At 66.1% G+C, this 23,668-nt stretch carries 28 protein-coding genes; 13 read left to right on the plus strand and 15 right to left on the minus strand.

From position 1 onward, the window contains the following. Positions 1-21 precede the first annotated feature (21 nt). The 10 genes from ACLH0K_RS14000 to ACLH0K_RS14045 all read right to left on the minus strand — a co-directional run bounded on the left by ACLH0K_RS14000 (position 22) and on the right by ACLH0K_RS14045 (position 8,493). Positions 22-192 (minus strand): hypothetical protein, encoded by a 171-nt coding sequence (locus ACLH0K_RS14000; protein ID WP_411374160.1) that lies wholly within the window; start codon positions 190-192, stop codon positions 22-24. A gap of 18 nt (positions 193-210) precedes the next feature. After that, on the minus strand, positions 211-564 hold the full coding sequence (locus tag ACLH0K_RS14005) for a hypothetical protein (protein ID WP_411374161.1): 354 nt from the start codon (positions 562-564) through the stop codon (positions 211-213). Between the two features lie 12 nt (positions 565-576). Next, positions 577-984, minus strand: coding sequence for a four-helix bundle copper-binding protein (locus tag ACLH0K_RS14010; protein WP_411374162.1), 408 nt, complete (start codon positions 982-984; stop codon positions 577-579). A 47-nt stretch (positions 985-1,031) separates the two neighbouring features. Continuing rightward, positions 1,032-1,598: a hypothetical protein gene (locus ACLH0K_RS14015; RefSeq protein ID WP_411374163.1), complete on the minus strand. Its 567-nt coding sequence runs from the start codon at positions 1,596-1,598 to the stop codon at positions 1,032-1,034. Positions 1,599-1,719: 121 nt separating this feature from the next. Continuing rightward, positions 1,720-2,847 (minus strand): glycosyltransferase, encoded by a 1,128-nt coding sequence (locus tag ACLH0K_RS14020; RefSeq protein WP_411374164.1) that lies wholly within the window; start codon positions 2,845-2,847, stop codon positions 1,720-1,722. Beyond that, entirely contained in the window at positions 2,837-4,183 is a 1,347-nt protein-coding gene (locus ACLH0K_RS14025) for a family 1 glycosylhydrolase (protein WP_411374165.1), read from the minus strand. Before ACLH0K_RS14025 ends, ACLH0K_RS14020 begins: the two co-directional genes overlap by 11 nt. Next, positions 4,180-4,464: a DUF6752 domain-containing protein gene (locus tag ACLH0K_RS14030; protein ID WP_411374166.1), complete on the minus strand. Its 285-nt coding sequence runs from the start codon at positions 4,462-4,464 to the stop codon at positions 4,180-4,182. The genes ACLH0K_RS14025 and ACLH0K_RS14030 overlap by 4 nt, the downstream gene beginning before the upstream one ends. Then, positions 4,461-6,059, minus strand: a complete 1,599-nt coding sequence (locus ACLH0K_RS14035) for a LicD family protein (RefSeq protein WP_411374167.1) — start codon at positions 6,057-6,059, stop codon at positions 4,461-4,463. The genes ACLH0K_RS14030 and ACLH0K_RS14035 overlap by 4 nt, the downstream gene beginning before the upstream one ends. Continuing rightward, on the minus strand, positions 6,056-7,528 hold the full coding sequence (locus ACLH0K_RS14040; protein WP_411374168.1) for an SDR family NAD(P)-dependent oxidoreductase: 1,473 nt from the start codon (positions 7,526-7,528) through the stop codon (positions 6,056-6,058). Before ACLH0K_RS14040 ends, ACLH0K_RS14035 begins: the two co-directional genes overlap by 4 nt. A gap of 32 nt (positions 7,529-7,560) precedes the next feature. Further along, positions 7,561-8,493: a metallophosphoesterase gene (locus ACLH0K_RS14045; protein WP_411374169.1), complete on the minus strand. Its 933-nt coding sequence runs from the start codon at positions 8,491-8,493 to the stop codon at positions 7,561-7,563. Positions 8,494-8,757: 264 nt separating this feature from the next. Between ACLH0K_RS14045 and ACLH0K_RS14050 the strand changes: the two genes are divergently transcribed. From ACLH0K_RS14050 to ACLH0K_RS14065, 4 genes are all read left to right on the plus strand, one after another. Beyond that, positions 8,758-9,042, plus strand: a complete 285-nt coding sequence (locus ACLH0K_RS14050; RefSeq protein ID WP_411374170.1) for a DUF1540 domain-containing protein — start codon at positions 8,758-8,760, stop codon at positions 9,040-9,042. Between the two features lie 318 nt (positions 9,043-9,360). Continuing rightward, positions 9,361-9,576, plus strand: coding sequence for a hypothetical protein (locus ACLH0K_RS14055; RefSeq protein WP_411374171.1), 216 nt, complete (start codon positions 9,361-9,363; stop codon positions 9,574-9,576). A gap of 77 nt (positions 9,577-9,653) precedes the next feature. Next, positions 9,654-9,806 (plus strand): hypothetical protein, encoded by a 153-nt coding sequence (locus ACLH0K_RS14060; protein WP_411374172.1) that lies wholly within the window; start codon positions 9,654-9,656, stop codon positions 9,804-9,806. A gap of 61 nt (positions 9,807-9,867) precedes the next feature. After that, complete coding sequence (locus ACLH0K_RS14065; RefSeq protein WP_411376483.1) at positions 9,868-10,122, plus strand: hypothetical protein; 255 nt, start codon at positions 9,868-9,870, stop codon at positions 10,120-10,122. An 88-nt stretch (positions 10,123-10,210) separates the two neighbouring features. Here ACLH0K_RS14065 and ACLH0K_RS14070 read toward each other — a convergent pair whose 3' ends face one another. Next, positions 10,211-10,948, minus strand: coding sequence for an ANTAR domain-containing protein (locus ACLH0K_RS14070; protein WP_411374173.1), 738 nt, complete (start codon positions 10,946-10,948; stop codon positions 10,211-10,213). 208 nt (positions 10,949-11,156) lie between these two features. Between ACLH0K_RS14070 and ACLH0K_RS14075 the strand changes: the two genes are divergently transcribed. The 3 genes from ACLH0K_RS14075 (at position 11,157) to ctaD (ending at position 15,307) form a co-directional block, all read left to right on the plus strand. After that, positions 11,157-12,494 carry a cytochrome P450 gene (locus ACLH0K_RS14075; protein ID WP_411374174.1) on the plus strand — a complete coding sequence of 446 codons (1,338 nt, stop codon included), beginning with the start codon at positions 11,157-11,159 and terminating at the stop codon, positions 12,492-12,494. A gap of 171 nt (positions 12,495-12,665) precedes the next feature. After that, complete coding sequence (gene coxB / locus ACLH0K_RS14080) at positions 12,666-13,556, plus strand: cytochrome c oxidase subunit II (RefSeq protein ID WP_411374175.1); 891 nt, start codon at positions 12,666-12,668, stop codon at positions 13,554-13,556. Continuing rightward, a complete protein-coding gene (ctaD, locus tag ACLH0K_RS14085; protein WP_411374176.1) occupies positions 13,556-15,307 on the plus strand; it encodes a cytochrome c oxidase subunit I in 1,752 nt (583 codons plus the stop codon). Before coxB ends, ctaD begins: the two co-directional genes overlap by 1 nt. 155 nt (positions 15,308-15,462) lie before the next feature. On the opposite strand, the gene ACLH0K_RS14090 is transcribed toward ctaD, so the two are convergent. Further along, positions 15,463-16,347 carry a manganese catalase family protein gene (locus tag ACLH0K_RS14090; protein ID WP_411374177.1) on the minus strand — a complete coding sequence of 295 codons (885 nt, stop codon included), beginning with the start codon at positions 16,345-16,347 and terminating at the stop codon, positions 15,463-15,465. A gap of 62 nt (positions 16,348-16,409) precedes the next feature. Next, the gene (locus ACLH0K_RS14095; protein WP_411374178.1) at positions 16,410-16,949 is read right to left on the minus strand and encodes a DUF2243 domain-containing protein; all 540 of its coding nucleotides are present in this window, start codon (positions 16,947-16,949) and stop codon (positions 16,410-16,412) included. A gap of 219 nt (positions 16,950-17,168) precedes the next feature. On the opposite strand from ACLH0K_RS14095, the gene ACLH0K_RS14100 reads away from it, so the two are divergent. Both ACLH0K_RS14100 and ACLH0K_RS14105 read left to right on the plus strand, forming a co-directional pair. Beyond that, entirely contained in the window at positions 17,169-18,317 is a 1,149-nt protein-coding gene (locus ACLH0K_RS14100) for a zinc-dependent alcohol dehydrogenase (RefSeq protein WP_411374179.1), read from the plus strand. A 30-nt stretch (positions 18,318-18,347) separates the two neighbouring features. After that, positions 18,348-18,926, plus strand: a complete 579-nt coding sequence (locus ACLH0K_RS14105) for a hypothetical protein (protein WP_411374180.1) — start codon at positions 18,348-18,350, stop codon at positions 18,924-18,926. Between the two features lie 76 nt (positions 18,927-19,002). Here ACLH0K_RS14105 and chrA read toward each other — a convergent pair whose 3' ends face one another. Beyond that, a complete protein-coding gene (gene chrA, locus ACLH0K_RS14110; protein ID WP_411374181.1) occupies positions 19,003-20,226 on the minus strand; it encodes a chromate efflux transporter in 1,224 nt (407 codons plus the stop codon). 123 nt (positions 20,227-20,349) lie between these two features. Beyond that, the gene (locus ACLH0K_RS14115) at positions 20,350-21,090 is read right to left on the minus strand and encodes an aquaporin (protein WP_411374182.1); all 741 of its coding nucleotides are present in this window, start codon (positions 21,088-21,090) and stop codon (positions 20,350-20,352) included. Between the two features lie 46 nt (positions 21,091-21,136). Here ACLH0K_RS14115 and ACLH0K_RS14120 point away from each other — a divergent pair, with 46 nt between their 5' ends. The 4 genes from ACLH0K_RS14120 to ACLH0K_RS14135 all read left to right on the plus strand — a co-directional run bounded on the left by ACLH0K_RS14120 (position 21,137) and on the right by ACLH0K_RS14135 (position 23,602). Beyond that, positions 21,137-21,811, plus strand: coding sequence for an ArsR family transcriptional regulator (locus ACLH0K_RS14120; RefSeq protein WP_411374183.1), 675 nt, complete (start codon positions 21,137-21,139; stop codon positions 21,809-21,811). 32 nt (positions 21,812-21,843) lie between these two features. Beyond that, on the plus strand, positions 21,844-22,278 hold the full coding sequence (locus ACLH0K_RS14125; RefSeq protein WP_411374184.1) for an arsenate reductase ArsC: 435 nt from the start codon (positions 21,844-21,846) through the stop codon (positions 22,276-22,278). 18 nt (positions 22,279-22,296) lie between these two features. Continuing rightward, positions 22,297-23,274 (plus strand): thioredoxin-disulfide reductase, encoded by a 978-nt coding sequence (gene trxB / locus ACLH0K_RS14130; RefSeq protein WP_411374185.1) that lies wholly within the window; start codon positions 22,297-22,299, stop codon positions 23,272-23,274. Positions 23,275-23,368: 94 nt separating this feature from the next. Then, positions 23,369-23,602: a hypothetical protein gene (locus ACLH0K_RS14135; protein ID WP_411374186.1), complete on the plus strand. Its 234-nt coding sequence runs from the start codon at positions 23,369-23,371 to the stop codon at positions 23,600-23,602. Positions 23,603-23,668 lie beyond the last annotated feature (66 nt).

Consider the following 23,668-nt stretch of genomic DNA (forward strand, 5'->3'; position numbering starts at 1 on the left):
CTCAACCACGGGGAAGCCGATTTAACGGAAGGCGCCGGCCAGCCAGTTGGCGGAGCGGAGCAGGGCCCGGGTATAGGCGGGGTCGCCCATCACACCCGGGACGCGGACCCACTCCGCCAGCTGCCGCTCAATCCCGAGCCGCTGGGAGCGGACATAGGCATGCAGGTCCGCGCCGGCGTCGTGCTTGTCCAAATCCGCTCCCTTCCGGCGCTAGCGCGGCTGGGCCGGGTTGGTGGGAGTGCCGTGGGACGGCGGGTTGATGGGCGGGCCCGGCACCTGGGCCGACTGGGGCGTGTCCGCCTGGCTGGTGCTGACCTCCGGTGTGCTGGGGGCCTCCGGTCCGCGCGGAACGGCGCCGCCCTGCAGGTCGTGCAGCCGCTTCTCCAAAATTTGCAGGATAGGCAGCCGGTTTCCGTGCGCTTTCTCGTAACTGATCAGCTGCGCCACGTCAGCCTCCCCCAGGCCGGAGATGCGCGAGGGCAGGGTCCCGACGGGCAGGTGGTCGTAGTCCGGCAGCGGCAGGTCCTTGTGCTCCGGAACGTTGTGCTGGATTGCGTCAGACATCGTGTGTACTCCTTACTTGGTTGTGGTAAGCAGGGCGTCGCATGCCCGCTCGCAGCGCCGGCACGCTTCTGCGCAGACGCGGCAGTGGTCATGCATGTCAGCGTGCTGTTCGCACTCTTCGGCGCAGGCTTTGCAGGCGTCGCGGCAGGCTTGCAGCAGGGCACGGGTAACGTCTGCGTTATCCCCCGTACGCCGGGACAGAACCTTTCCTGTGGCGATGCAAATATCCGCGCAGTCCAGGTCGGTGCGGATGCACGTGGCAAGGTCCGCCACCATGTCCTCACCGAGGCAGGCGTCAGCGCAACCGGTACAGGCCTGGGCACATTCAAAGCAGGCGCTGATGCACTCGGCAAGCTTGCCAACGTCGATATCGCTTAGGTCTTTGGGATGCGCCTCGAGCATGGATTGTATATGGGTCATGTCTTGTTCTCCTTTGCCTTCTGCTGTGGGGTTTGGGCCGTCAGCGTTCACGCCTGCTCTTTGCGCTCCCCTTCCTCGGCCGCCTGCTCCAGGTCCTGGTCCGAGAGGACCCGCTGGTCAGGGTCTGCGGTGCCGCTCTGCGGGGAGAACCGCAGTTTCTCCATGTAGGGGGTGGGCTCCTTCTTCCGGTAGCCTGCGAACTCTTCCGCGTAGTAGGCACGGGCCTGCTCCACATCCTTTTCCCCGGTGACAATGTCATGCATGAGGTTCAGGGCGAGCCGGTTGGCTTCCTCATCATGGCAGCGCGCGGAAACTTCACCGGCAGTGCGTTCGACGATGACGCTGCCGTCGAACTCCGCCAGCGACGTTGCGTGTTCCGGCGGCACGGCGTAGTCAATGACACTCTCCACCGAGTCGATATGGGGTGCCGGGAAGTTGTGTTCGTAAAACTCCCTGGTGGCCACCACCCGCTTCCATTCGCCGGCGTTGAACCACACCAGCGAACTGGGGGTAGCCTCGTCCGGCTCACCGTACTTGTCCAGCACAAATTGTGCCGCTTCCCTTGATTCGTCCGGCCACCCATCCAGGATTGCGCCTGCGCTGGCTTCGGTCATGGCCTCGCCCCTTAGTGGTTGAGGGCCGGGCATTGACCAGCCCTATTGATAAGTAAACTTACTTGTTTCACGCTACCGGGATCCTCGCGGTTGGTACAAGCGTTTGCACCCCTGTCTGCGCTTACGCGGTGGCTTCGGACGGATCAGGCTGCCGGAAGGCGGCGGTGAACACCGACTCGGACATCCGCTCGGCGATGGCATCCCAGTGGTACTTCTTCAGCAGCTCCCGCGTGTTCGCCTTCGGCCCGCGTGACGGGTCCCGCTGGCCCAGCCGGCGGCACAGCGCGGCAAAACCGGCGGCGTCGTCCCGCAAGTGAACGATGCCCGGGAAATCCGCCACTACATCCGGCACGCGGGTGGAAACCACGGGCAGGCCCGCCGCCAGGTACTCAAGGGTTTTGGTGGGGCTGATGGACCGGGTGGCCTCGTTGAGGGCAAACGGCATCAGCGCCACGTCCAGGCCGGCCATCGCCTCGGGCAGGTCGGAGTAGCAGGTGTAACCGTGATAGCTGATGTTCGGCGCCTGCGGCAGGCTGGCCGGGTCGATCTTGGCCACCGGCCCGTACATCTTGATGTCCCACTCGGGCAAGGCCCTGGCCAGGTCCGCTACCAGCCCAAGGTCCAGCCGCTCGTCCAGGACGCCGACGTAACCGGCCGCGGGACGCTGGCCGGGGACCCGGGCCGACGCCGATGCGAACCTGTAGTGCTCCGGTTCCACGCCGCTGGGAAACAGCAAGGCGTCCTTTCGGCCCTGCCGCACCATGGAGCGGTGCAGCGAGCGCCCGCCGGCGAAGACGACATCTGCCTGGCGCAGCGCCTGCCGCTGACGCACCACCAGTTCCGGCGGAGCGTCCTTGAAGGCGGCGAGATCGTCCATCACGTCGTAGACGAGGGTGGTTGGCCTCAGCGCGAGGGCCAGTTCCAGGGCCAGCGGCGTGTACAGCCACACCACGCGTTCCTGCGCGGGCACACCGAGCAGCGCGGGAAGCTGTTCGATGTAGTCCGGCAGGACGTCGTCGAAAAATCCAACGTGGTGGCCCTGCTCCGGGATCTCCAGCCAGGCGCGGTTCAACCCGTCCACAGTGGCATGGTTGATGCGGTTCCGACCGGTGAAATCCGGCGAGGGCGTCAGGGGCTCCTCCACATACCACGTGGAACAACGGGACCCCAGGCGGGAAACAAGATGCTGGGGCCGCTGCCAGACCCAGTCCCAGCGGAGGTGCGACAAGACAATCAGTTCACTCTGCATTGACAATCCTCAATTCCATTCGGGTCTGCGTGTTGGGCAGGCTGTGGCCCTGGTCAGTGTCAGGAGCCTGTTCCCAGGTCCAGTGCTGCATCTGCGGCTGGTAGCCCCGAAGCCAGGTGGCCACAGGTTCGCCGAGCGTGTAGGCGGGCAGGTCCCTTGAGGGCATGCCGGCCGCGGCCTTGGCGTAGGACTCGGACATCACGGACCGCTGCCGGGCCAGCTCGGAGTCCAGCCAATACACCCCTACGGGGTCAATGTGCCCGTCACTGCGGTACAGCAGCGAGTCCCAGTCCGTGGAGTCGATGACCGGGAACCAGCACAGGCCCTCAAGCGGGACACCCATCTGCCGGGCGCGTTCGCACTGTTCCAGGACGTACTTGAACCAGGTGGCCCGGTCCGATGTCCTTCCGCGGATGTTGGTTTCCGTGATCATGCACGGCAGCCGGTAGCGGTCCCAGTACAGGTAGATTTGCTGGGCAAGGGGCAGCGGATGCGGGGTGTTGGGCGCGCCGCCCTTGTCATCGAAATGCCACTGGCAGTGGGCGTAGTAGTCCAGCCCCAGGACGTCGATCCGCCCCGGCTCCAGGTCCTGCAGGCCCTCTCCCCCTGCCTCCGCGAGCAGCCCCGCCACGGGCCCCTCAGGGTCGTATCCCTTCCCCAGGAAGCTGTCCAGCACCAGGAACCTGCGCTCGTTGGCCATCCGGGCGTAGGCGCTGCCGGCTGCCCCCGAGCCGGTGTGGTGTTCGCAGGTGTCCACCCAGACGTGCCGGGCGCCGGGCAGCAGGTCCGCATAGGCACGGCTGGCCTCCGCCATGGCCGGCAGCACGTTGAGGATCTGCGCCACGAAGTTGTCCAGGCCCTTTTGGTACGGGGGCCAGATGCCCTCGTGGCCGGAAAGGAAGAGCGTGGAGAAGGGCTCATTGAACAGCGTGTACTCCTGCACCCAGGGGTAGCGCCGGGCAAACTCCTCCGTGTACCTCAGGTAGGCGTCACGGAAGCGCGGGTCCGCGAATCCGCCCTCCAGCCAGCGGGGGTAACTGGTGTGGTGGACCAGGTCCACGATGGGCCGGAAGCCGCGATCCCGTAGATGGTGCAGGACCTTGTCCGTATCAGCCCAGTCGAAAACCCCTTCTTCCTCCTCCACCCGGTGCCAGCGGACCGGGTAGCGCAGGCGCTGGACTCCTGCCTCCGTCAGCAGGCCCAGATCCTGTTTCCAGTGCACATCATGGGCTGTGGACTCAAAGATGTCCGTGTCATGCCGCGGCAGATAGGTGCTCTCGAAGGCGCCGATGATTTCGATGGGGCGGTCCGGTTCGAAGGCCCATCCGGCGCTCACGTGCCGGCTCCGCGCTGCGGGATTTCAGACGCCTCAACTTCCGGTGCTGCGGTTCCCGGCCCCGGGGCTCCAGACAAGTGCTCATACACCAGGTCCAGCAGCTCGGCGGCGCGCAGGTTCAGCCGCCGGGATTCGTCCAGGTCCCGGTCCAGCCGGGCCACCTCGGCCCGCAGTTCGGCGATGTCCGTTGCAGCCACCGCCAGCCTGAGGTTGAGCTCCTCCAGCGGGTCCAGCGTCTCATTGACGGCTTCGGTCAGGGGCTCGATCAAGGGGTCATTCATGGCAGGGCCCTCACTCTCAGTCGACAAGTTTTTGCCGCGCCCTCTTCAGGGCGCGGGGTCAGGGGTGGAACATTGACGGCTTCCAGGCCAAGGTCCGCGAGCGCCTGCTCCAGCACCAACGGGCTCACGTCGTGGTGGAAACGGCAGCCGGGAAACGGCGGCGGAGCGGGTTCGGCTGCAAACTCCAGGTACGCGGCTGCCGGTGCCCTCTGGTTCCGCAACAGATGCCCCAGCAGCGTCAGTGCGTTCTCCTGGCCCTGTTCGCTGAGCGAGTCCAGGAGCAGGCGCGCATACACGTGAAGGGGCCCGCCGCCGTCGTTCGCCAACCTGGCCAGCGGCACCACCTCGCGCGGATTGTTCAGGTTGACCCGCTCTGCCCGCAGGGAGCCGCCGGTATCCGCGCGGAAGCTGTGCAGGAATTCGATGGCGGGGCGGCTGTAGTCCACCGCCACCACATGGTGTCCCTGCCCGGCCAGATGCCGGGCGTCGGCTCCGAGTCCGGAGCCCAGCTCCAGGATCCGGGAACCGTTGGGAAGCTCCCGGGCCAACTGCTGTGCCCAGGGCGAGGACCGGCCAGGCTGCCCTTGGGCGAGCAGCGTGCGGTGGTGGTCCTCCCAGTTTTCACGGTCGCCGTCAAGGTTCCCCAGCCAGGTGTCATACCGGCGGCGGGCGGCCGGCGGCGTGACGAACCGGAACGCGGGGTCCGGGGTGCTCCAGCCGGGGCCGTAGATGGCCGCGAGCATGGCTTCCGGGTCGGCGGGCGCGGGGAGCGTCCGGCCGTTGATGGCAAGCGTCCGCAGCGGGAGGATTGGCACCTTTTCGCTGCGCTCGCGCGCATGGAATGTGCCGTGGAACCAGCCTCCGGCATTGAAGTAGGTGAAGATGTCCAGGTAGAACCGGTCCGTGCCGGCCTCGCCCGGGAAGAGCAGCTGGAGATGCCCGGCGGAGTGCCGGACAGTTTCATAGCCCTGGCCGTGCAGGGCCCGCTCCAGCGCGAACCCCTCCAGCACGACGTCTGACGGGTTCTGGTGCCGGCTCAGGTAGGCAAGGTCCACGTCATCATCGCCGGGCATGATGCGCCCGTCCCGCACCGGGCCCAGCAGTGTGCCCCCGGTGACGAACAACTCCAGACCGTACCCTCTCGCCCAGTCCACCAGCGCACAGGCCTCGTCCAGCGCCTCGTCTACCAGGTGCGACCGCTGCCCCTCGAAATTGCGGGCGATCCGCCCCCATTTGTTGACGATCTGAGGCATCCCGGTGCCCGGCTCCTCGAGCGAGAACCGGGCGGGTGAGGCGTCAAAGGCGACTGCCGCCGCCGGGGCCAGTGCGCTGCCGTCCTGCAGGACGGTGAGCTCGGCCCAGCCGGTGAGGCGCCCCGCCAAAGCCGGGGGCCATGTGACGGTCCACCTGCCGCCCCTGTCGGCCATGAGGTGGTCGCCGGCGCGAAGGCTCCAGATCCGGCGCCCGTTCAGCAGGACGGACAGCGTGGCGTCCGCGGGGACCGGCGGCCCGTCCAGTGTGAGGGCGGACCGGTCCGCGGAGATGCTGTGTGTGCTGCCTGCTGCAGTGCCCTGTGTTTCCAGGTCCTGCGTCATGGCGACGGCACCAGATGGGAATCGTTGCTCGGGTCCGTGTAGGGAAGCCGCACATCCACCACCTGTCCTGTCATGGCCGATGCCAGCACCTGGATACTCGCTCCGGCAACCGCGGCGGCCGGCAGCAGTGATCCCTCATCCTCCTCGCCGAAGGCCCGCGTCCGCATGGGCGTGGCCGTCCGGCTGGGGCTGATGCAGTTCACGCGTATTCCGTCCGCGCTCCACTCGTCAGCCAGTGCCTGGGTGAGATTCACGATTGCGGCCTTAGTGGCGGAATAGACGGTGTAGTTCGCCCGGCCGCGCGTGTAGGAGCTGGAGGCAAACAGGGTAAGCGATCCCTTGCTCTCGGCCAGGTACCGTTGCGATTCCTGGGCCACAATGAAGGCCGCAGTGAGGTTCACGTCCACGTCGTGGTGCAACTGCTCGTCTGTGAGTTGGGCCAGCGGTCCGACGCTCAGCACCCCTGCCGTAAGGATTACGTGGTCCACCCGGCCGTACCTTGCGGCGGCATCGGCCAACGCCTGCACCACGCAGTGCCGGTCCTCCACAAATGTGCCGCTGCCGGTTCGGCTTTGCCCGACGACCACAGCGCCTTCCGCTTCCAGCTGCTGCACCAGTTCCAGGCCAATGCCCGAGCTCGCACCGAACACCACCACGACCTTGCTGCGGAGCCCCTCGGTGCTGCCGCCCGGAAGCGCGGTTTTGTGCTTCAGCTGGAACAACTTGTCCGCGATGTGGATGTCGATGGGTTGGGTGATCTTGATGTTGGCGTCGTCGCCGTCCACCACGAAAATGGGGACGTCGGGGCAGTATTTGAGCACCACGGAGCAGTCGTCCGTGGCCGTGAAGTCGGGATCCTGCACGGCCCGCTCGTAGGCATTCGCGATTACCGGCATGCGGAACGCCTGCGGGGTCTGGCCCCGGCGGAGCTTGGCCCGCGGCGGTACTGCCCGGATGAAATTGTCCTCGTCCACCTCGATGATGGTGTCCGCGGAGGGAATGGCGGTGTCCACGGCGCCATACACATCCAGCGCACGGATGCAGGCGCCGATGATGTCCGGGTCGAGCAGCGGCCGGACGGCGTCGTGGAAAATGACGTTGGCGTCCTTGTCCGTGATGGCGTCCAAGGCCAGCCGGGACGTCTCGCTGCGGTCCGCGCCGCCCGGGAGGATCGCGGTGATCTTGCCGTGCCCGTGCTTTTCCAGCAGCAGCTCGCTGGCTTTGGGGATGTATCCCGGCGCCATCATGACAATAATCTGGTCCACCAGCTCGCAGGACTGGAAGAGTTCCACCGTGTGCTCAAGACTGGTCCGTCCTGCTATGGGGACGAACTGTTTGGGGATATCCAGGCCCATGCGGGCCCCGACTCCGCCGGCTAGGATAACGGCTGCATTTCGTCGGCGGGACTTGTCCTCCGGGCGCCGGGCATCGCCGGTTCCGGGCGGGAAAGAAGGTGGCTGCAGATCCATGGCTGGTCCTTTCACTACTGGGGAAGCGGCTGCTATATGCGGCCGCTGAGGGTGCCTCCTGTGTGGTTGGCGGCTTGGTCAGGGATGGTGTGGTCAGGAATAACGACGGCGGCCGCAAGCCGCTGCCGGGTCTCTTCGGCTGTGACAGGGGTGCCGAAACTTCGATAGGTCCCCACGGGCACCACGGCCGAGACGAGGGTGCGGCCGTGGATCCGGATTAGGTTGAAGGAGCGTGCACCGTCGCGGCCCTGCATCTGGCCTGCGGGCAGGGCGAGCTCCTGCGTGTAGCTGGTGGAGGAGGCCACCACCACGGGGATGCCTGCGAAGCCCGAGAAGGTGGAACAGTGCGTATGGCCGGAGAGGATGCCGATCACGTCGCTGCCCTCCAGGACCCGGGCCAGGGGCTCCTGGTTCCGGAGCTCCGAAAGCACCGCGAGGTCCTGGACCGGCGGTACCGGCGGATGGTGGACCACCAGGAGGGTGCCGTCGTCGGCCGGGGTTTCCAGCTCCCCCTCCAGCCAGCGCAACTGGTCGCCGCCAATTTCACCGTGGTGGAAGCCGGGGATTGAGGAGTCCAGTACCAGCACCCGCAGCCCGCCCAGGTCATAGCGGCGATTAACAGGCCCGGGCCGCGGCTCCTCGTCCAGCATCAGGCGCTGGAAGTTGACGCGGTCATCGTGGTTGCCCATGGCCCAAATGATCCGGGTCCCCATCCGGTCCGCATACGCGTCACAGATGCTCCTGAGCCGGCGGTAGGCCTCTTCGGCGCCCTTGTCCGTCAGGTCCCCGGCGAAGATGATGGCATCAGCGTCCAGCCGGCTGGTTTCAATGGCGTCCAGGACTTCCACCAGGCCAAGCTGCGGGTCCGTCTCCCCGTACAGCAGCCCCTCAGCGACAAAATGCGGATCGCTGACATGGACAAGCACGTGGTTGGGGGTGGGGTACTCCGCCTGGACAAGATGCATGGGTGCCTTTCAGCCGTGCCGCGTCCGTTCCGGTCCGCGGCGATGTGCTGGCGGGCACTGCTTGCCGCCGATAAAGAACTACATGATAAGCACGCTTATAATTTCGTGGGAAGATCTTGCGCTACCCCTTTTTTGTGCTAGGCCTTGTTCCACGAACCGGGAAATTAGGCAACACAATTGGGTCTTTTTAAAGGGCCTCTGCGGGTCTACGGTGGGTTTCACGGAGCCGCCTATCCGGGGTGGCCGGCCAAGGAGGACTTTCCAATGACCTCGCACGTCGCAGACTGCAGCGTAACGAACTGTTCCTTTAACGACCACACCAACTGCAACGCTGCCGCCATCACCGTGGGCGGAGCCGAAAACCACGCGCACTGCGCCACGTTTATCGAGACGGGCATGCACGGCGGGCTGCCCAAGGTGCTCGCGGATGTTGGAGCCTGCCAGCGCAGCGAATGCGTCCATAACGACCACCTGATGTGCAAGGCGCCCGAGGTGCACGTCGGCCCCGGCCGGGACAACGCCGACTGCCTTACTTACTCACACGCCTGACCGTCCTCGGAACTGCGGGCACCCCGGGCGGAACGCCCGGGGTGTTTTGCTGCCCCGGCAGATCCCCCCTACCCGCCCTTCCGCCCGGGCACGTTGGTCCACCGGGCAGCCGCCGCGGCAGTAAGTTACCCCGCTGTACAACCGCCACCACCCCGGGTACATTCGAAGATGTGACGGGAATCATGGCCCGTCCTCCCGGCCTCCTCTGCAAAGGCCACCGAGGAGCAGCTGCTGTAGTCCAACGGCAGCGTCAAGCAGGCGCGAAAGATTGCTGACGTGGCGACATCGCATTTTCAACAGTTTCTCAACCAATCAACCGTGGCAGACCCCTCCAGTGAGTCCACCCTGGACGCTGACAGCCTCTACGGCCTTTACGTGAGCTGGGCCGAACTCCATCATGTGCGTGTGAGATCGGACCAGGCGTTTCGGGCCGGGATGCACCGGTGCGGGGTGGATGTCAACGACTGCCACCTGCACATGTGCGGTCCTGCGGCGGCCGACTACATCCTGGCCAGCTACCCCGCCGTAGCCTGATGTCCCGCGTTCACAGCCGCACAGGCACACCGGGTGTGCTGGTGTCCGGCGGACACTATATGCACTGCGGACAGCCCATGGGCACCGCGGGTGAGGAACTGCGGAGCATCCAGGGTGCCTATAACAACCGGCCCATGCCGGAGACCTTGAGCGTTTACCTGGCCACCCGCGTACTCAGGTGCACGTGCGGCTTCCAGATGGAGATTCCGGACACCGCACTGCCGGGGTGACCGGCAGTCGCGGGAGGTGGCATAAGCCACCGCGCCGCCAACACTGTGAGGAGTGGCCTCAATGGGCTTCGAGGCGGGCGAGCCGGAACAGCGCAGCCGGCTCAAGGACGTCATGGAGGCCGCCGACATCACCATCGGCGAGCTCTGGTTGCAGTATTTCAGCATGAGCGGCGCGGCCGGCGAGTACGAGGTCCAGGCCTACGTGGAGGGCGTCCTGTCCCTGCCCGCCACTGAACGGGATCTGCTGGCCATGGCCGTGAAAGAGATCTGTTCCGGTGCCGGCCCGGATGATCTGCCGCCGGGCTGCCTGCCCTGAGTGGAAGTCCTGTCCTGTAAGGCTGTATGCCCGGCTAAGGCTGTATGCCCGGTGCCCGAGCGATGCCGGGCGCCATGTGGTGCCGGCGCTAGGCGTCGAAATGCGCCGTGACCTCGCCTCCGGCCGATACCGCACCCGTGATCTGCCGGGCGAGGTCCCGCAGCTTGAGGTTCCGGTTGTTGGATGCCCGCCGCATGATGTCGAACGCCTTATCCTGGCTGCAGCGGTTCTCGGCCATCAGTACGCCCGTAGCCACGTCGATGGCGGTGCGTGACTGCATCGCGGCTGCCATGTCACTTTGCGCCTGCTCCAGCTCGGCGGCGTGCAGCACCACACGCAACGCCTTCCCGGCGTGGACGGCGAAGGCTGCGATACCGCGGTCACCGGCAAAAGCATTCGGCTGGCCGGCATACAGCGTCATTACTCCCTGGGCGCCGTCAGCCAGCTCAAGCGGGACAGCGAGGATGGCAGCGACTCCATGCCGGCGGGCAGCATCGGTGAAGAGCGGCCACCTTGCCTCCATGCCCACGTCCGGAACGTCTGCCGTTTGTCCTGTCCGCAGGGCGAGACGGGAGGGTCCTCCGTGGCACCTCTCCTGAAGCTGGTCCAGGGCAGCGGCGGCGGAATCACTGCCGGCAACGGCGGATGGCTTCTTTCGGCGCATAAGTGTCAGTCCGCATCCCACGCGGAGTCCGGCGCCGGAGTAAGCGGCGGCGGCAAGGACTGCCAGCTCCTCCAGGAACACGCCCGGATCCCGAATCTCGAGCAGCAGGTCCAGGAGCCGCGCGTTCAGCCGGTCGTCCCGGTCGGTGCCCTGCTCCACCATCTGCCTGGCTCCTCCAAAATAGCTTTCGGCCTACGCCTCCCAGCCTACGCCCCTCCTTATCCTCCCCGCGGCGGGTTTGGGGCAGATATGAAGGCCTCCAGCCTCGGAAGCCTTCTTATGCCCAAAAACTCCTGGCGCGAGGGTTGGGTTGGCGTGGGCGGGGTAGGACAAGAATCATGGCGTCCAACAGCAAGCAAGGAAGGAATTCATGAGCCCCTCCGGCGCACTTCCCAGGGCCAGCGTTGCCGACAGCTTGGGCTTCCTGGCGGACGTCTTTATTCCGACGGCGGCAAAGGGCCCCCTGATCCGGCGTCCCAGGGTGGAGGGCCTGGCCGAGCGGCTGGGCCTCGACCGGCGGGCGGTGCGCAGGATGCAGAAGCTTGACCGGAAATACCCGGGCGGGCTGCTGCTCCTCCGGCTGCCGCTGCGGAACCAGGCATTGGTGCTGCGTCCGGGCCACCTGCATGCCGTGTTGTCCCAGTCGCCCGACCCCTTCTCCCCCGCCAGCAGCGAAAAACGTGCCGCGCTGGCACACTTCGAGCCCCGCTACGTGCTGGTGTCCACGGGTGCCGAACGGACAGCCCGGCGCGCCTTGCAGGAGCAGGCACTGGATACCGCCAGCCCGGTGCACCGGCTGGCGGACTCCTTACTGCCAATCATTCGTGAGGAAGCCGAAGCAATGATGCAGGGCGCCCGCAGCAAGGGGGTGCTGGACTGGGACGTGTTCAACCCGGCCTGGCAACGGGCGGTCCGCCGCATCATCTTCGGCGACGCCGCCCGCGACGACACTGAGCTGACGGAGATGCTCACCCGGCTCCGGAAGGACGCCAACTGGTCCGCGCTCAAACCGAAGCGCCGGCAGGTCCGGGAGGCGTTCCTCGGGCGGGTGCAGGAACGGATCGACACTGCAGCACCCGGCTCCCTGGCCGCCGTCATGCGCGGCCGGGATGAATCAGACCCGGACGCCCCGCGGGACCAGGTGCCGCAGTGGCTGTTCGCGTTCGAAACGTCAGGGTTCGCCGCGTTCCGCGCCCTGGCGCTCCTGGCCACCCACCGGAACGAAGCCCGGCTGGCGCTCGAGGAGATCGCCAGTGACAGGTCGGGTGGCCGCCGCCTGCCGTTCCTGCGGGCTACCGTCCTGGAATCGGTACGGCTGTGGCCCACCACGCCGATGATCCTGCGCCAAACCACCCGCGAGACCGTCTGGGACGCGGGAACCATGCCGGCCAAGTGCGGGGTGCTGATCTACGTCCCCTATTTCCACCGCGATACCCGCCGGCTGCCCCTGGCGGATCGGTTTGATCCCGCACTCTGGCTCCGCGGGGACGGCCAGGAGGACTGGGGAGTGGTCCCGTTCAGCGCCGGACCTGCGAGCTGTCCAGGGCGCCACCTTGTCCTGCTGTGTACCAGTGCCCTGCTATCCAACCTCCTGCGGGGTGCGGACTTCACCCTGCAGGACGCGGGCCGGCTTTCCCCGGAGCGTCCCCTGCCGGGGACGCTCAACAACTTTTCGCTGCGCTTCATCCCCGGCGAGCCGCCGTCGTGATTCACACCATCAGTTCATCCGGGAGCGCCATTTCCGAAGAGCAATGGACGAGCTCTTCCCACGGTGTCTCCCCCCGCGCTAGGGTTGGCACACGACCGCCCGGACAGAAGCCGGAGGTGCGGCTCATGCAGTTGGGCCTCTGGTGCAATCATGCATACTGGAGGGACACCAGTGAGTACTGAACCACGAAGCAAACATGCGGGGCGGCGAATAGCTGCCCTGCTGGCCGGCCTCGGAACCATGGCCGCGCTGACATCGTGCAGCGCGGAAGTCCAGCGGGGCTTCCTGCCCGGCGAGCGGGATACCACGGACAATACGGTCCTCATCACGGATCTATGGGTGAACTCCTGGATTGCGGCTGTCATCGTCGGCGTCATCACGTGGGGATTGATGATCTGGGTAATCGTGGCCTACCGGCGGAGGAAGAACACGGTCGGTTTCCCGGCGCAGATGAGCTACAACCTGCCGATGGAAGTGTTCTACCTGTCCGTGCCGCTCATGATCGTCGGCGTCCTGTTCGTGTTCACCGACCGGGACCAGCGGGCCATCGACGCCCGCGACCCCAACCCTGACGTGGTGATCGACGTACGGGGCAAGCAGTGGTCCTGGGACTTCAACTATGTCAAGGAAGACGTGCACGAGGATCCTGGCGTGCAGGCCCACCTGACCGGTGACTGGGGTGCCCCGGAACGGCTTCCCACCCTGTACCTGCCGGTGGGAAAGAAAGTGGAAATCCAGGTCAACTCGAGGGACGTCCAACACTCGTTCTGGGTGGTTGAGTTCCTGCAGAAGCGGGACATGTACCCCGGCGAGAACCAGTACAACCGTTACATCAACATCACGCCCAACCGCACCGGCACCTTCACCGGCAAGTGCGCCGAACTTTGTGGCGAATACCATTCGGAGATGCTCTTCAACGTCCGGGTGGTGACCCAGCAGGAATACGACAGCCACATCGCCGACCTCCGCGCCCGCGGCAACACTGGGATTTTGGGCGACCAGTACGACAAGAACCCCGCGCGCCCGTTCCTTGAGCCGGCGCAGGAAAGGACGGAACCGTAATGACCACCACCCAGAACACGGGCATTACATCCGACACTGCGGCCCCCTCCACCGTCCGACGCCCCAAAGGCAGCATGGTGGTCAGCTGGCTTACCTCCACTGACCACAAAACCATCGGGTACATGTACCTGATCGCGTCCTTCGTGTTCTTCACCCTGGCCGGCGTGATGGCGCTGCTGATCCGTGCCGAACTGTTCCAGCCGGGGATGCAGCTCCTGCAGACGAAGGAGCAGTACAACCAGCTGTTCACAATGCACGGCACGGTGATGCTGCTGATGTTCGCCACTCCGCTCTTCGCAGGGTTCGCCAACGTGATCATGCCGCTACAGATCGGTGCCCCCGACGTGGCCTTTCCGCGGCTGAACGCGCTGGCCTTCTGGTTCTTCCTGTTCGGCTCCACTATCGCAACTGCGGGCTTCATCACCCCCCAGGGCGCCGCGTCGTTCGGCTGGTTTGCCTACGCTCCGCTGTCAAACACTACGTTCAGTCCAGGCATCGGTGGCGACCTGTGGGTGTTCGGTCTTGCCTTGTCCGGCTTCGGCACCATCCTGGGCTCGGTCAACTTCATTACCACCATCATCTGCATGCGGGCGCCCGGTCTGACCATGTGGCGCATGCCGATCTTCACCTGGAACACCCTGATCACCGGCATCCTGGTGCTGATGGCCTTCCCGCCGCTGGCCGCGGCACTGTTTGCCCTCGGTGCGGACCGGAAGTTCGGGGCACACATATTTGATCCGGCGCATGGCGGTGCCATTCTCTGGCAGCACCTGTTCTGGTTCTTCGGCCACCCTGAGGTGTACATCATTGCATTGCCGTTCTTCGGCATCGTGTCCGAGATCTTCCCGGTCTTCAGCCGCAAGCCGCTGTTCGGCTACAAGGGCATCGTGTATGCCACCATCGCCATCGGCGCTCTCTCCGTGACCGTGTGGGCGCACCACATGTATGTGACGGGCGCCGTATTCCTTCCGTTCTTTGCCTTCATGACCATGCTCATCGCGGTACCCACCGGCGTGAAATTCTTCAACTGGATCGGCACCATGTGGGGTGGCTCGGTCACTTTCGAGACCCCGATGCTATGGAGCATCGGGTTCCTGGCGACCTTCCTGTTCGGCGGCCTGACCGGCATCATCCTGGCCTCCCCGCCGCTCGATTTCCATGTCTCCGACTCCTACTTCGTGGTAGCGCACTTCCATTACGTGGTCTTCGGAACCGTGGTGTTCGCGATGTTCGCCGGGTTCTATTTCTGGTGGCCAAAGTTCACTGGGACCATGCTCAACGAGCGCCTGGGCAAGATCCAGTTCTGGATGCTTTTCGTGGGCTTCCACGCCACGTTCCTGATCCAGCACTGGCTGGGCGTCCTGGGCATGCCCCGCCGGTACGCAGACTACATGCCGGAGGACAACTTCACGGCGATGAACCAGTTCTCCACCATCGGTTCCTTCCTGCTGGGCGCCTCCCTCATACCCTTCTGGTGGAACGTGTACATCACCTGGCGGAAGGGCAAGAAGGTGACCGTGGACGATCCCTGGGGCTTCGGCGCCTCGCTGGAGTGGGCCACGTCCTGCCCGCCGCCGCGCCACAACTTTACCTCCCTGCCGCGGATCCGCTCGGAACGGCCGGCCCTTGACCTGCACCATCCCGAGCTGAGCGTTCGGATGCATCCGCCGGCGCACGGCCCCGCGGCGGACGTGCTGGGTGCGGCGGACATCGGCGAGAAGGATGTGCGCTCCCCGAACCCCAACGAGTAACCACGGAAGGCTCGACGGCGGCACCCTGGCGGGTGCCGCCGTCGCCATGTTCCCGACGCAAGGATTATCTCCCGATACGCAAAACCGCCGGCGCTGCCGATATGTGGCAGCGCCGGCGGTTTTGGGTGTCGCAGGCTTATTTGCGTCCCGGGGCGCTACTCCTTGTGGAGCTTGTCCTGGATGGTGCCCGCCATCTTTTCCATGGTGTTGGGCAGCTCTGTGGTGCCGTAGAAGCGCGAGTCCGGGTGCGTGGGCGGCGGCATGGGCACGCCGGCCGGCGGCTCCGCGACATAGGTGAATTCGCCCAGGCCGTCCGGCGTGGGACCCTTGGCCCAAGTTCCTTCGGCCGCGGCCTGGCCATCGGAGAAGTTACGGTACTCGTAGGCGACGTCCCGCATCTCCTTGTTCAGGGGGAAGTTGCTGGGCACCGGGAAGTTCTCGGCGCCTTCCTCCTGCAGTTCCTTCGCGGCGGCAACCCACTGGTTCTGGTGCATGGTGTCGCGCGCCAGCAGGAACGAAAGCATGTCCCGGATGCCGTGGTCATCGGTCATGTGGTACAGCCGGGCCACCTGGAGCCGGCCCTGCATCTCGGCATTGGCGTTGGCCCAGAAGTCGGCAAGCAGGTTTCCGCTGGCGGTGATGTAGCTGCCCTGCCAGGGGTTGCCCATGCTGTCCACGGGACGGACGCCGGCTCCTGCCACAATGGCGGACTGGATGTCGGTGCCGCCCACAACTGCGGCAATGGTGGGATCCGACTGGACGGCGTCCTCGGTGATCCCGAGCGGGGCCTTCTCCAGCAGCTGCGCGATCATGGTGGCCAGCATTTCCACGTGGCCGAATTCCTCGGCTCCGATACCGAAAAGCATGTCCCGGTACTTTCCGGGGATATGGGCGTTCCAGGCCTGGAACGAGTACTGCATGGCAACGGTGATCTCGCCGTACTGGCCGCCGAGCACCTCCTGCAGCTTCCGGGCGTAGACCGCGTCCGGCTTGTCCGGGGTGGCCTTGTATTGAAGTTCCTGCTTGTGAAAGAAAACCACGAGTACGTCCTCTCAAGCTTCGCTGCGATTGGTGGAACCAATCGGTTCCAGGAATGCTGAACTTAGTCAGCATGCTTACTATCCTGTGCCACCTCCTCTGGTTTTTCCAGTCGCTTGCCTTTCCGGTACAGAAACAACCCGACGGCGGCGAGCACCACGCTCAGGCCAAGGAACCCCAAGTCCCACGCCAGCGGGCCGCCGAGGTCGTCGCGGACGTGGTGAATGCCGAGCAGCTGGTGGTTCACCAGGCCCTCCACCACGTTGAACACGCCCCAGCCGGCGAGCACCAGACCCACATGGAACCGCCAGCCCGCGGAGAGCCGCCGCTGCCTGTGGGCCCGGATGGCCAGGACGGCGGCTGCCACCACCAGCAGCCACATGGCGCTGTGGAAGAGCCCGTCCGCGAACGTGTTCAGCTCCAGCCCGGCCACGGTTCTGGGATTGCCGTCCTCTGTATGGGTGAGCATGTGGTGCCACTGCAGCAACTGGTGCAGGACAATCCCGTCCACGAAGCCGCCCACGCCCATGCCGAACAGGAAGCCCGGCGCGGCAGCAGGTGGCCTGGAGGCGCCCGTGGTTGTGGCAGGTATCTTGCGTGCCATGATGCGGCTCCCCCTGTTGTCCGGCGCGCCCGTAGGCGCCCTGTCCACTTAGTCCCTACCCGCCGTCGTACGCCCTAACCGCCGCAACCCCCTAAAGGTGTGCCCTTGACCACGCCTGCCGGAGATGGAAGCGTGTGAGGCACTGCGGTGGGACCTCGAGCAAAGGGGCGGCTCCTGCACGGCGCCTTCCCACTCCCGGCCAAGATTGAGGTGGCACCAGTGCTAGCAATGGTTTACCGCGGCCCGTACAAAGTGCGGGTCGAGGAAAAGGACATTCCGAAGATCGAGCACCCCAACGATGCCATTGTGCGGGTCAGCACCGGCGCCATCTGCGGCTCGGACCTGCACCTCTACCACGGCATGATGCCGGACACCCGGGTGGGCATGACGTTCGGGCACGAGTTCGTGGGCAGGGTGCACGAGGTGGGCCCGTCCGTTCAGAACCTGTCCGTCGGGGACCGCGTGATGGTTCCGTTCAACGTGTACTGCGGCTCCTGCTACTTCTGCTCCCGCGGCCTCTACTCCAACTGCCACAACGTGAATCCGAACGCGACGGCGGTGGGCGGCATCTACGGCTACTCCCACACCTGCGGGGGTTACGACGGCGGCCAGGCGCAATTCGTGCGGGTCCCCTTCGCGGACGTGGGGCCTTCAAAGATCCCCGACTGGATGGACGAAGAGGACGCCGTCCTGCTCACCGACGCGCTGCCCACAGGCTACTTCGGCGCCCAGCTGGGCGACATCGTGGAAGGGGACACCGTGGTGGTGCTCGGCGCCGGGCCGGTGGGCCTGTTCGCCGCCAAGTCCTCCTGGCTGATGGGCGCCGGACGGGTCATCGTGGTTGACCACCTGGACTACCGGCTGGAAAAGGCCCGCACGTTCGCGCATGCCGAAACATACAACTTCGGCGAGTACGACGACATTGTGGTGCACCTGAAGAAGACCACCGACTACCTGGGTGCCGACGTCGTGATCGACGCTGTGGGGGCCGAAGCGGACGGCAACTTCCTGCAGCACGTGACCGGCACCAAGCTGAAGCTGCAGGGAGGTTCTCCGGTGGCCTTGAACTGGGCCATCGACTCGGTCCGCAAAGGCGGGACGGTGTCCGTGGTGGGTGCGTACGGACCGATCTTCAGTGCCGTAAAGTTCGGCGACGCGGTCAACAAGGGCCTGACGCTGCGGATGAACCAGTGCCCGGTGAAGCGCCAGTGGCCGCGGTTGTTCGAGCACATCCGGAACGGATACCTGAAGCCCAGCGACATCGTGACCCACCGTGTTCCCCTGGAGCACATCGCAGAGGGTTACCACATGTTCTCCGCGAAGCTGGATAACTGCATCAAGCCGCTCATTGTTGCCGGTATGTCCTGAGCCTGCCCCGTCCTGGAAGAAGGAAGCACCATGTCTGAGCCAGCAACGCCGTACACGGCCGGGAAGTCGTCCGGGCGTGAATCCGCTGAAGCCTTGCGGGCGCGCATCCCCGGGTGGGGCGTGGACCTTGACCCGGCGGACCGCCCCTCGTTCCCCCGCGAGCAGCCGGGCATCGAAACCGGGGCGCACTGGGATTTTCCGGAACGCCAGCCGGAGAACTGGCCGCGGGAAAAGTCCATCGAGCACGCCATGCTGCCGCCGGTGTTCGGCACATCCACCCCCCCGGCCGGAGTCTCGGGGGCCATCCGGAAGTACGCCTACAAGTACAGCGAGGGGCGGGCGGCGCACTGGCTGCTGCTGATCGCGGCGGACCGGGTTGACGCGTGGGAGAACCACCTGAAGTCCTTCGCCAGCTTCCGTCCGGACAACCCCGTCACCCAGACAGGTGTGCTCAGCGAGTTCTCCCGCGGGGGCATCCGTTCACGGGCCGGCAGACGGCGGGTGGACACCAACCACCAGTGGCTGGACCCGATCATGATTGGCGGGCCGTGGGTGCTGGCCGGCCTCGGTGCCGCGGCCGTGATCCGCGCACTGTCCCGCCGCCGCTGACCCTTGGAGTTTTTGTCCAGATATGCAGGGTTCCACGGCCTGGAAGTCGGCATATCTGGACAAAAACTTTTCGGGGTTACGGGACGAAGGCGAGCAGGACTCCCCCGGCCGCCCCCACCAGGACCACGGCCCAGGGCGGAGCCTTCCACGCGACCAGCAGCACGAAGCAGACCAGCGCCAGGCAGAACTGTGCAGGCCCGGTGACCGCGGTGGTGAACACCGGGTTGTACAGGGCTGCTGCCAGGATTCCCACCACCGCGGCATTGGCGCCCTGCATCAGGGCCTGCGCCTGCGGCCGGGACCGGAACCTGTTCCAGAACGGCAGCACGCCCAGGAGCAGCAGGAATCCGGGCAGGAAGATCCCGGCCAGGGCAAGGGCCGCCCCGGCCACTCCGCCCGGGCCGACGCCGGACAACATTCCCAGGTAGGCCGCGAAGGTGAACAGCGGCCCCGGGACAGCCTGGGCGGCGCCGTACCCGGCCAGGAACTGCTCCGACGTCACCCAGCCCGGTTCCACCACACCCGCCTGGAGCAGCGGCAGGACCACATGCCCGCCCCCGAACACCAGGGCACCGGCGCGGTAGAACGCATCAAAGAGCGCGACGCCGGCCGATCCGGTGGCGGGGGCCAGCACCGGCAGCGCGAGCAGCAAAACCAGGAACAGGACCAGGCAGGCGGCGCCGCCCGTCCGGCTGACCGGGAACCGCATCAGTCCCGTCTCGTCGCCGGTGCCGGGGCGGCAGAGGACCAGGCCGGCCAGTGCGCCAATCACGATCGCGGCAATCTGCCCCAGGGAACCGGCCAGCAGAATCGCGGCCAGCGCCGCAGCCACCGCTATTGAGGCACGCTCCCGGTCCGGGGTAAGGGCCTTCGCCATCCCCCACACGGCCTGCGCCACGATGGCCACGGCCACGATCTTCAGCCCGTTGAGGACTCCGCCGCCAACAGGCCCCTGGAACAGCGAAGCGCCCGCGGCGAACGCCACCAGCAGCGCGGCCGAGGGGAGCGTGAAGGCCAGGAAAGCAGCAAGGGCGCCGAACGGGCCGGCCCGGTGCAGGCCGATTCCGAACCCTACCTGGCTGGAGGCGGGGCCGGGAAGGAACTGGCACAGTGCTACGAGGTCGGCGTATTCCTTGTCGTCAACCCACTTGCGCCGCTGCACCAGTTCGTCGCGGAAGTAGCCCAGGTGCGCCACCGGGCCGCCGAAGGACGTGAATCCCAGTTTCAGGAAAACTTTGAAAACTTCACTTACCGAACCACGGGCCGCCCCACGGGCAGGAGCTGCTCCGGCGGCCGTCACAGGACTGCTTCCAGTGGCCCTGTGGGCATCAGAGGGATCACGGGAGACCATTATGCCGCCACATCAACAATCGCCGATGTGGCGGCATGACGGTTTTCGGGGATGGAACCGGCTGCGTGGGGGTTACGCATCAGCCGGTTCCGCGCGGTGGGGGATCACCACGTTGTCTGCCGCCCTGCCGGCGGCAGGATAGAGGGCCAGCAGCAGGCCGAGCCCGACGGCGGCCCCTGCCAGCTGCGCCAGGATAAATGCGGGAACAGATCCGGGCGCGATCCCTGCGAAGGTGTCGCTGAAGATCCGGCCCACCGTCACTGCCGGGTTGGCGAAGGACGTGGAGGACGTGAACCAGTAGGCGGCACCGATGTAGGCGCCCACAGCGGGCGCGGCGAGCGCGCCGCGGGAGGTTTTGGCCAGGGCGAAAATGAGCAGGACAAGTCCCGCGGTGGCCACCACCTCGCCTAAAAGGTTCCCGCCAGTGAGCCGGTCCTTGGCGGAGAAGGAGGTCCCGACGTCGAACATTGCGTTGGCCAGAACGCTGCCCCCGATGGCGCCGGCCACCTGGGCGGCCGCGTAGGTGCCCGCTTCCGGAAGCGTGAGGCCCGCGCCGTTGCGCCGTCCAAGCGCCCAGTCGGCCAGCGAAACCACTGGATTGAAATGCGCGCCACTTACGGGGCCCAGCATGAGGATCAGGACAGCGAGCCCCAGCACGGTGGCGGTGCTGTTCTGGAGCAACTGCAGGCCCACATCTGCCGGGGACAGCTGCTGGGCCATGATTCCGGAACCCACAACGACGGCGACCAGGAGGCAGGTGCCAAGCAGCTCGGCCAGGGCGCGGCGCCAGAGGGCGGGTTGGGGCTGTGTCATGCAACCACCTTGACCCACCTCAGTTACCTCAGTCAAACTTGAGTCAATGAAGACTGAACAAAGTGCCGCTTTTCGGCAGCGGGTGGCCATGCATTCCGCCCTGGCCGATGCCGCCCGCCTGCGCATCGTCGACCTGCTGGCACTTGGCGACCTCTCGCCGTCGGAACTGCAGTCCGAACTGGGGGTGGCATCCAACCTGCTTTCCCACCACCTGCGCACGCTGGAAGAAGCCGGAATCGTGGTCCGCCAGCGCTCCGAGGCGGACCGGCGGCGCAGCTACATCCACCTGGTGCGCGGCGGCCTCGACCACCTGATGCCGGGAATGGAACACAGGGCCCGGCGCGTCCTGTTCGTCTGCACCCGCAACAGCGCCCGCTCCCAGCTCGCCGCCGCACTCTGGCGGCAGGCCAGCGCCGTCCCTTCTGAATCCGCCGGGACGCATCCCGCAGACAGGATCGCCGGCGGCGCCCTGGCCGTGGCGGCCCGCCGCGGCCTTCCCCTTCCGGAGGTCGCGCCGCAGCGGCTGGACCAGGTGCAGGCCGAGGGCGATTTTGTAGTGACGGTCTGCGACAACGCGCACGAGGAGATCCCGGGCCTCCATGCCGTCCACTGGTCCATTCCGGATCCCGTCCGGGTGGGTACGCCCGCCGCTTTCGAGGACGCCTACGAACTGCTTGCCCACCGCGTGGCCGACCTGGCGCCGCGGCTGGTCGCAGCCTAAGACAACACACCTACAACCACAGGAGAAACCACATGACCACCGAAGCAGCCGGGAAGCCGTCCGTCCTCTTTGTCTGCGTCCATAACGCCGGGCGCTCCCAGATGGCGGCCGCGTTCCTGACGTCCCTGGCCAAAGGTGCTGTGGAAGTCCGCTCCGCCGGATCCCAGCCCGCGGACAAGATCAACCCGGCCGCCGTCGAGGCGATGGCCGAGGTGGGCATCGACATGTCCGCGGAGGTCCCCAAGATCCTCACCACAGAGGCTGTCAAGGATTCCGACGTGGTGATCACCATGGGCTGCGGCGATGAGTGCCCGTACTTCCCTGGCAAGCGCTACGAGGACTGGGTGCTGGAAGACCCGGCCGGAAAGGGCGTAGAGTCAGTCCGCCCCATCCGTGACGAGATCAGGACCCGGATCGAGTGCCTGATCACCGAACTGGTGCCCGCACAGCACCCGGACGCCCAGTAACTTCTGAGGAGATATGCCATGACGGACCAGCAGCTCATCATCATCGGTTCCGGCCCCGCGGGTTACACCGCCGCGATCTACGCCGCCCGGGCAGGACTGGAACCGCTGGTGCTCGCCGGCTCGGTCACCGCGGGCGGTGCGCTGATGAACACCACCGAGGTGGAAAACTTCCCCGGCTTCCCCGGCGGCATCCAGGGCCCGGAGCTAATGGACGGGCTGCAGGAACAGGCTGAGAAGTTCGGCGCCAAGGTGGTGTTCGACGACGTCACGTCCGTGGACCTGAAAGGGCACCTGAAGAAGGTGGCTACCGGCGGCGGCGAGACGCACCAGGCCCCGGCCGTCATCCTGGCCACCGGTTCCGCCTACAAGGAACTGGGCCTGCCCGAGGAGAAGAAATTTTCCGGGCACGGCGTCTCCTGGTGCGCCACGTGCGACGGCTTCTTCTTCCGGGAACAGGACATCATCGTGGTGGGCGGCGGCGATTCCGCCATGGAGGAGGCCACCTTCCTGACACGCTTCGGAAAGTCCGTGACCGTCGTCGTACGCCGCGGGGAACTGCGCGCCTCGCGGATCATGGCGCAGCGGGCCAAGGACAACCCCAAGATCAGCTTCGCCTGGAACTCCGCGGTCACCGCCATCCACGGCGACGGCAAGGTGACGGGCGTGACCCTCACCGACACCCGTTCCGGGGAGAGCCGGCACCACGCCGCGACCGGAATTTTCGTGGCCATCGGACACGTGCCGCGGACGGAGCTCGTTGCCGGGCAGGTGGACCTGGACGAGGACGGCTACATCAAGGTGGACTCCCCCACCACGGTCACCAACCTGTCCGGCGTTTTCGCCTGCGGCGACGCCGTGGACCACCGCTACCGCCAGGCCATCACGGCTGCCGGAACCGGATGTGCTGCCGCCCTTGACGCCGAACGCTACCTCGCCGCCCTGGCCGACGCGGACAGCATCGCCACGGCACTAGTCGAAGAACCCACGCACAGCTGACCTGCCGATACAGAAAAAACACCCTGCTGAAACACTGCGGCAACCTCGCCACGGCAAGCTGTGCCTACTAGGAAACAACAGCAGGAGGCATCCCATGGAGGCACAAGGAGTAAGCACGGCCCAGCTCCGCATTGGAGACAACATCGAGGCCTGGCACCGGGGCAGGCTGTTCCACCGGGGCCGGGTTACCGGCGTGGTTCCGGCCCTGGAACTGTTCTGGATCCTGGACGCGAGGACCGGCACGCGCAAGCTGCTGGATCCCGAAGCACTGGAGATCCGGCACGTGGACGAGGCCGCGGAAACGGCCAGCCGGCTGGAACCCGCTTAAACCCGCGGCAGCGGGGTACGGAACATGCTGAGTCTGCTGTTGCGGCAGTAACCCACATGTAAGGAG

Source organism: Arthrobacter sp. MPF02, from assembly GCF_046605375.1.
In the GTDB taxonomy this organism is placed as follows: domain Bacteria; phylum Actinomycetota; class Actinomycetes; order Actinomycetales; family Micrococcaceae; genus Arthrobacter.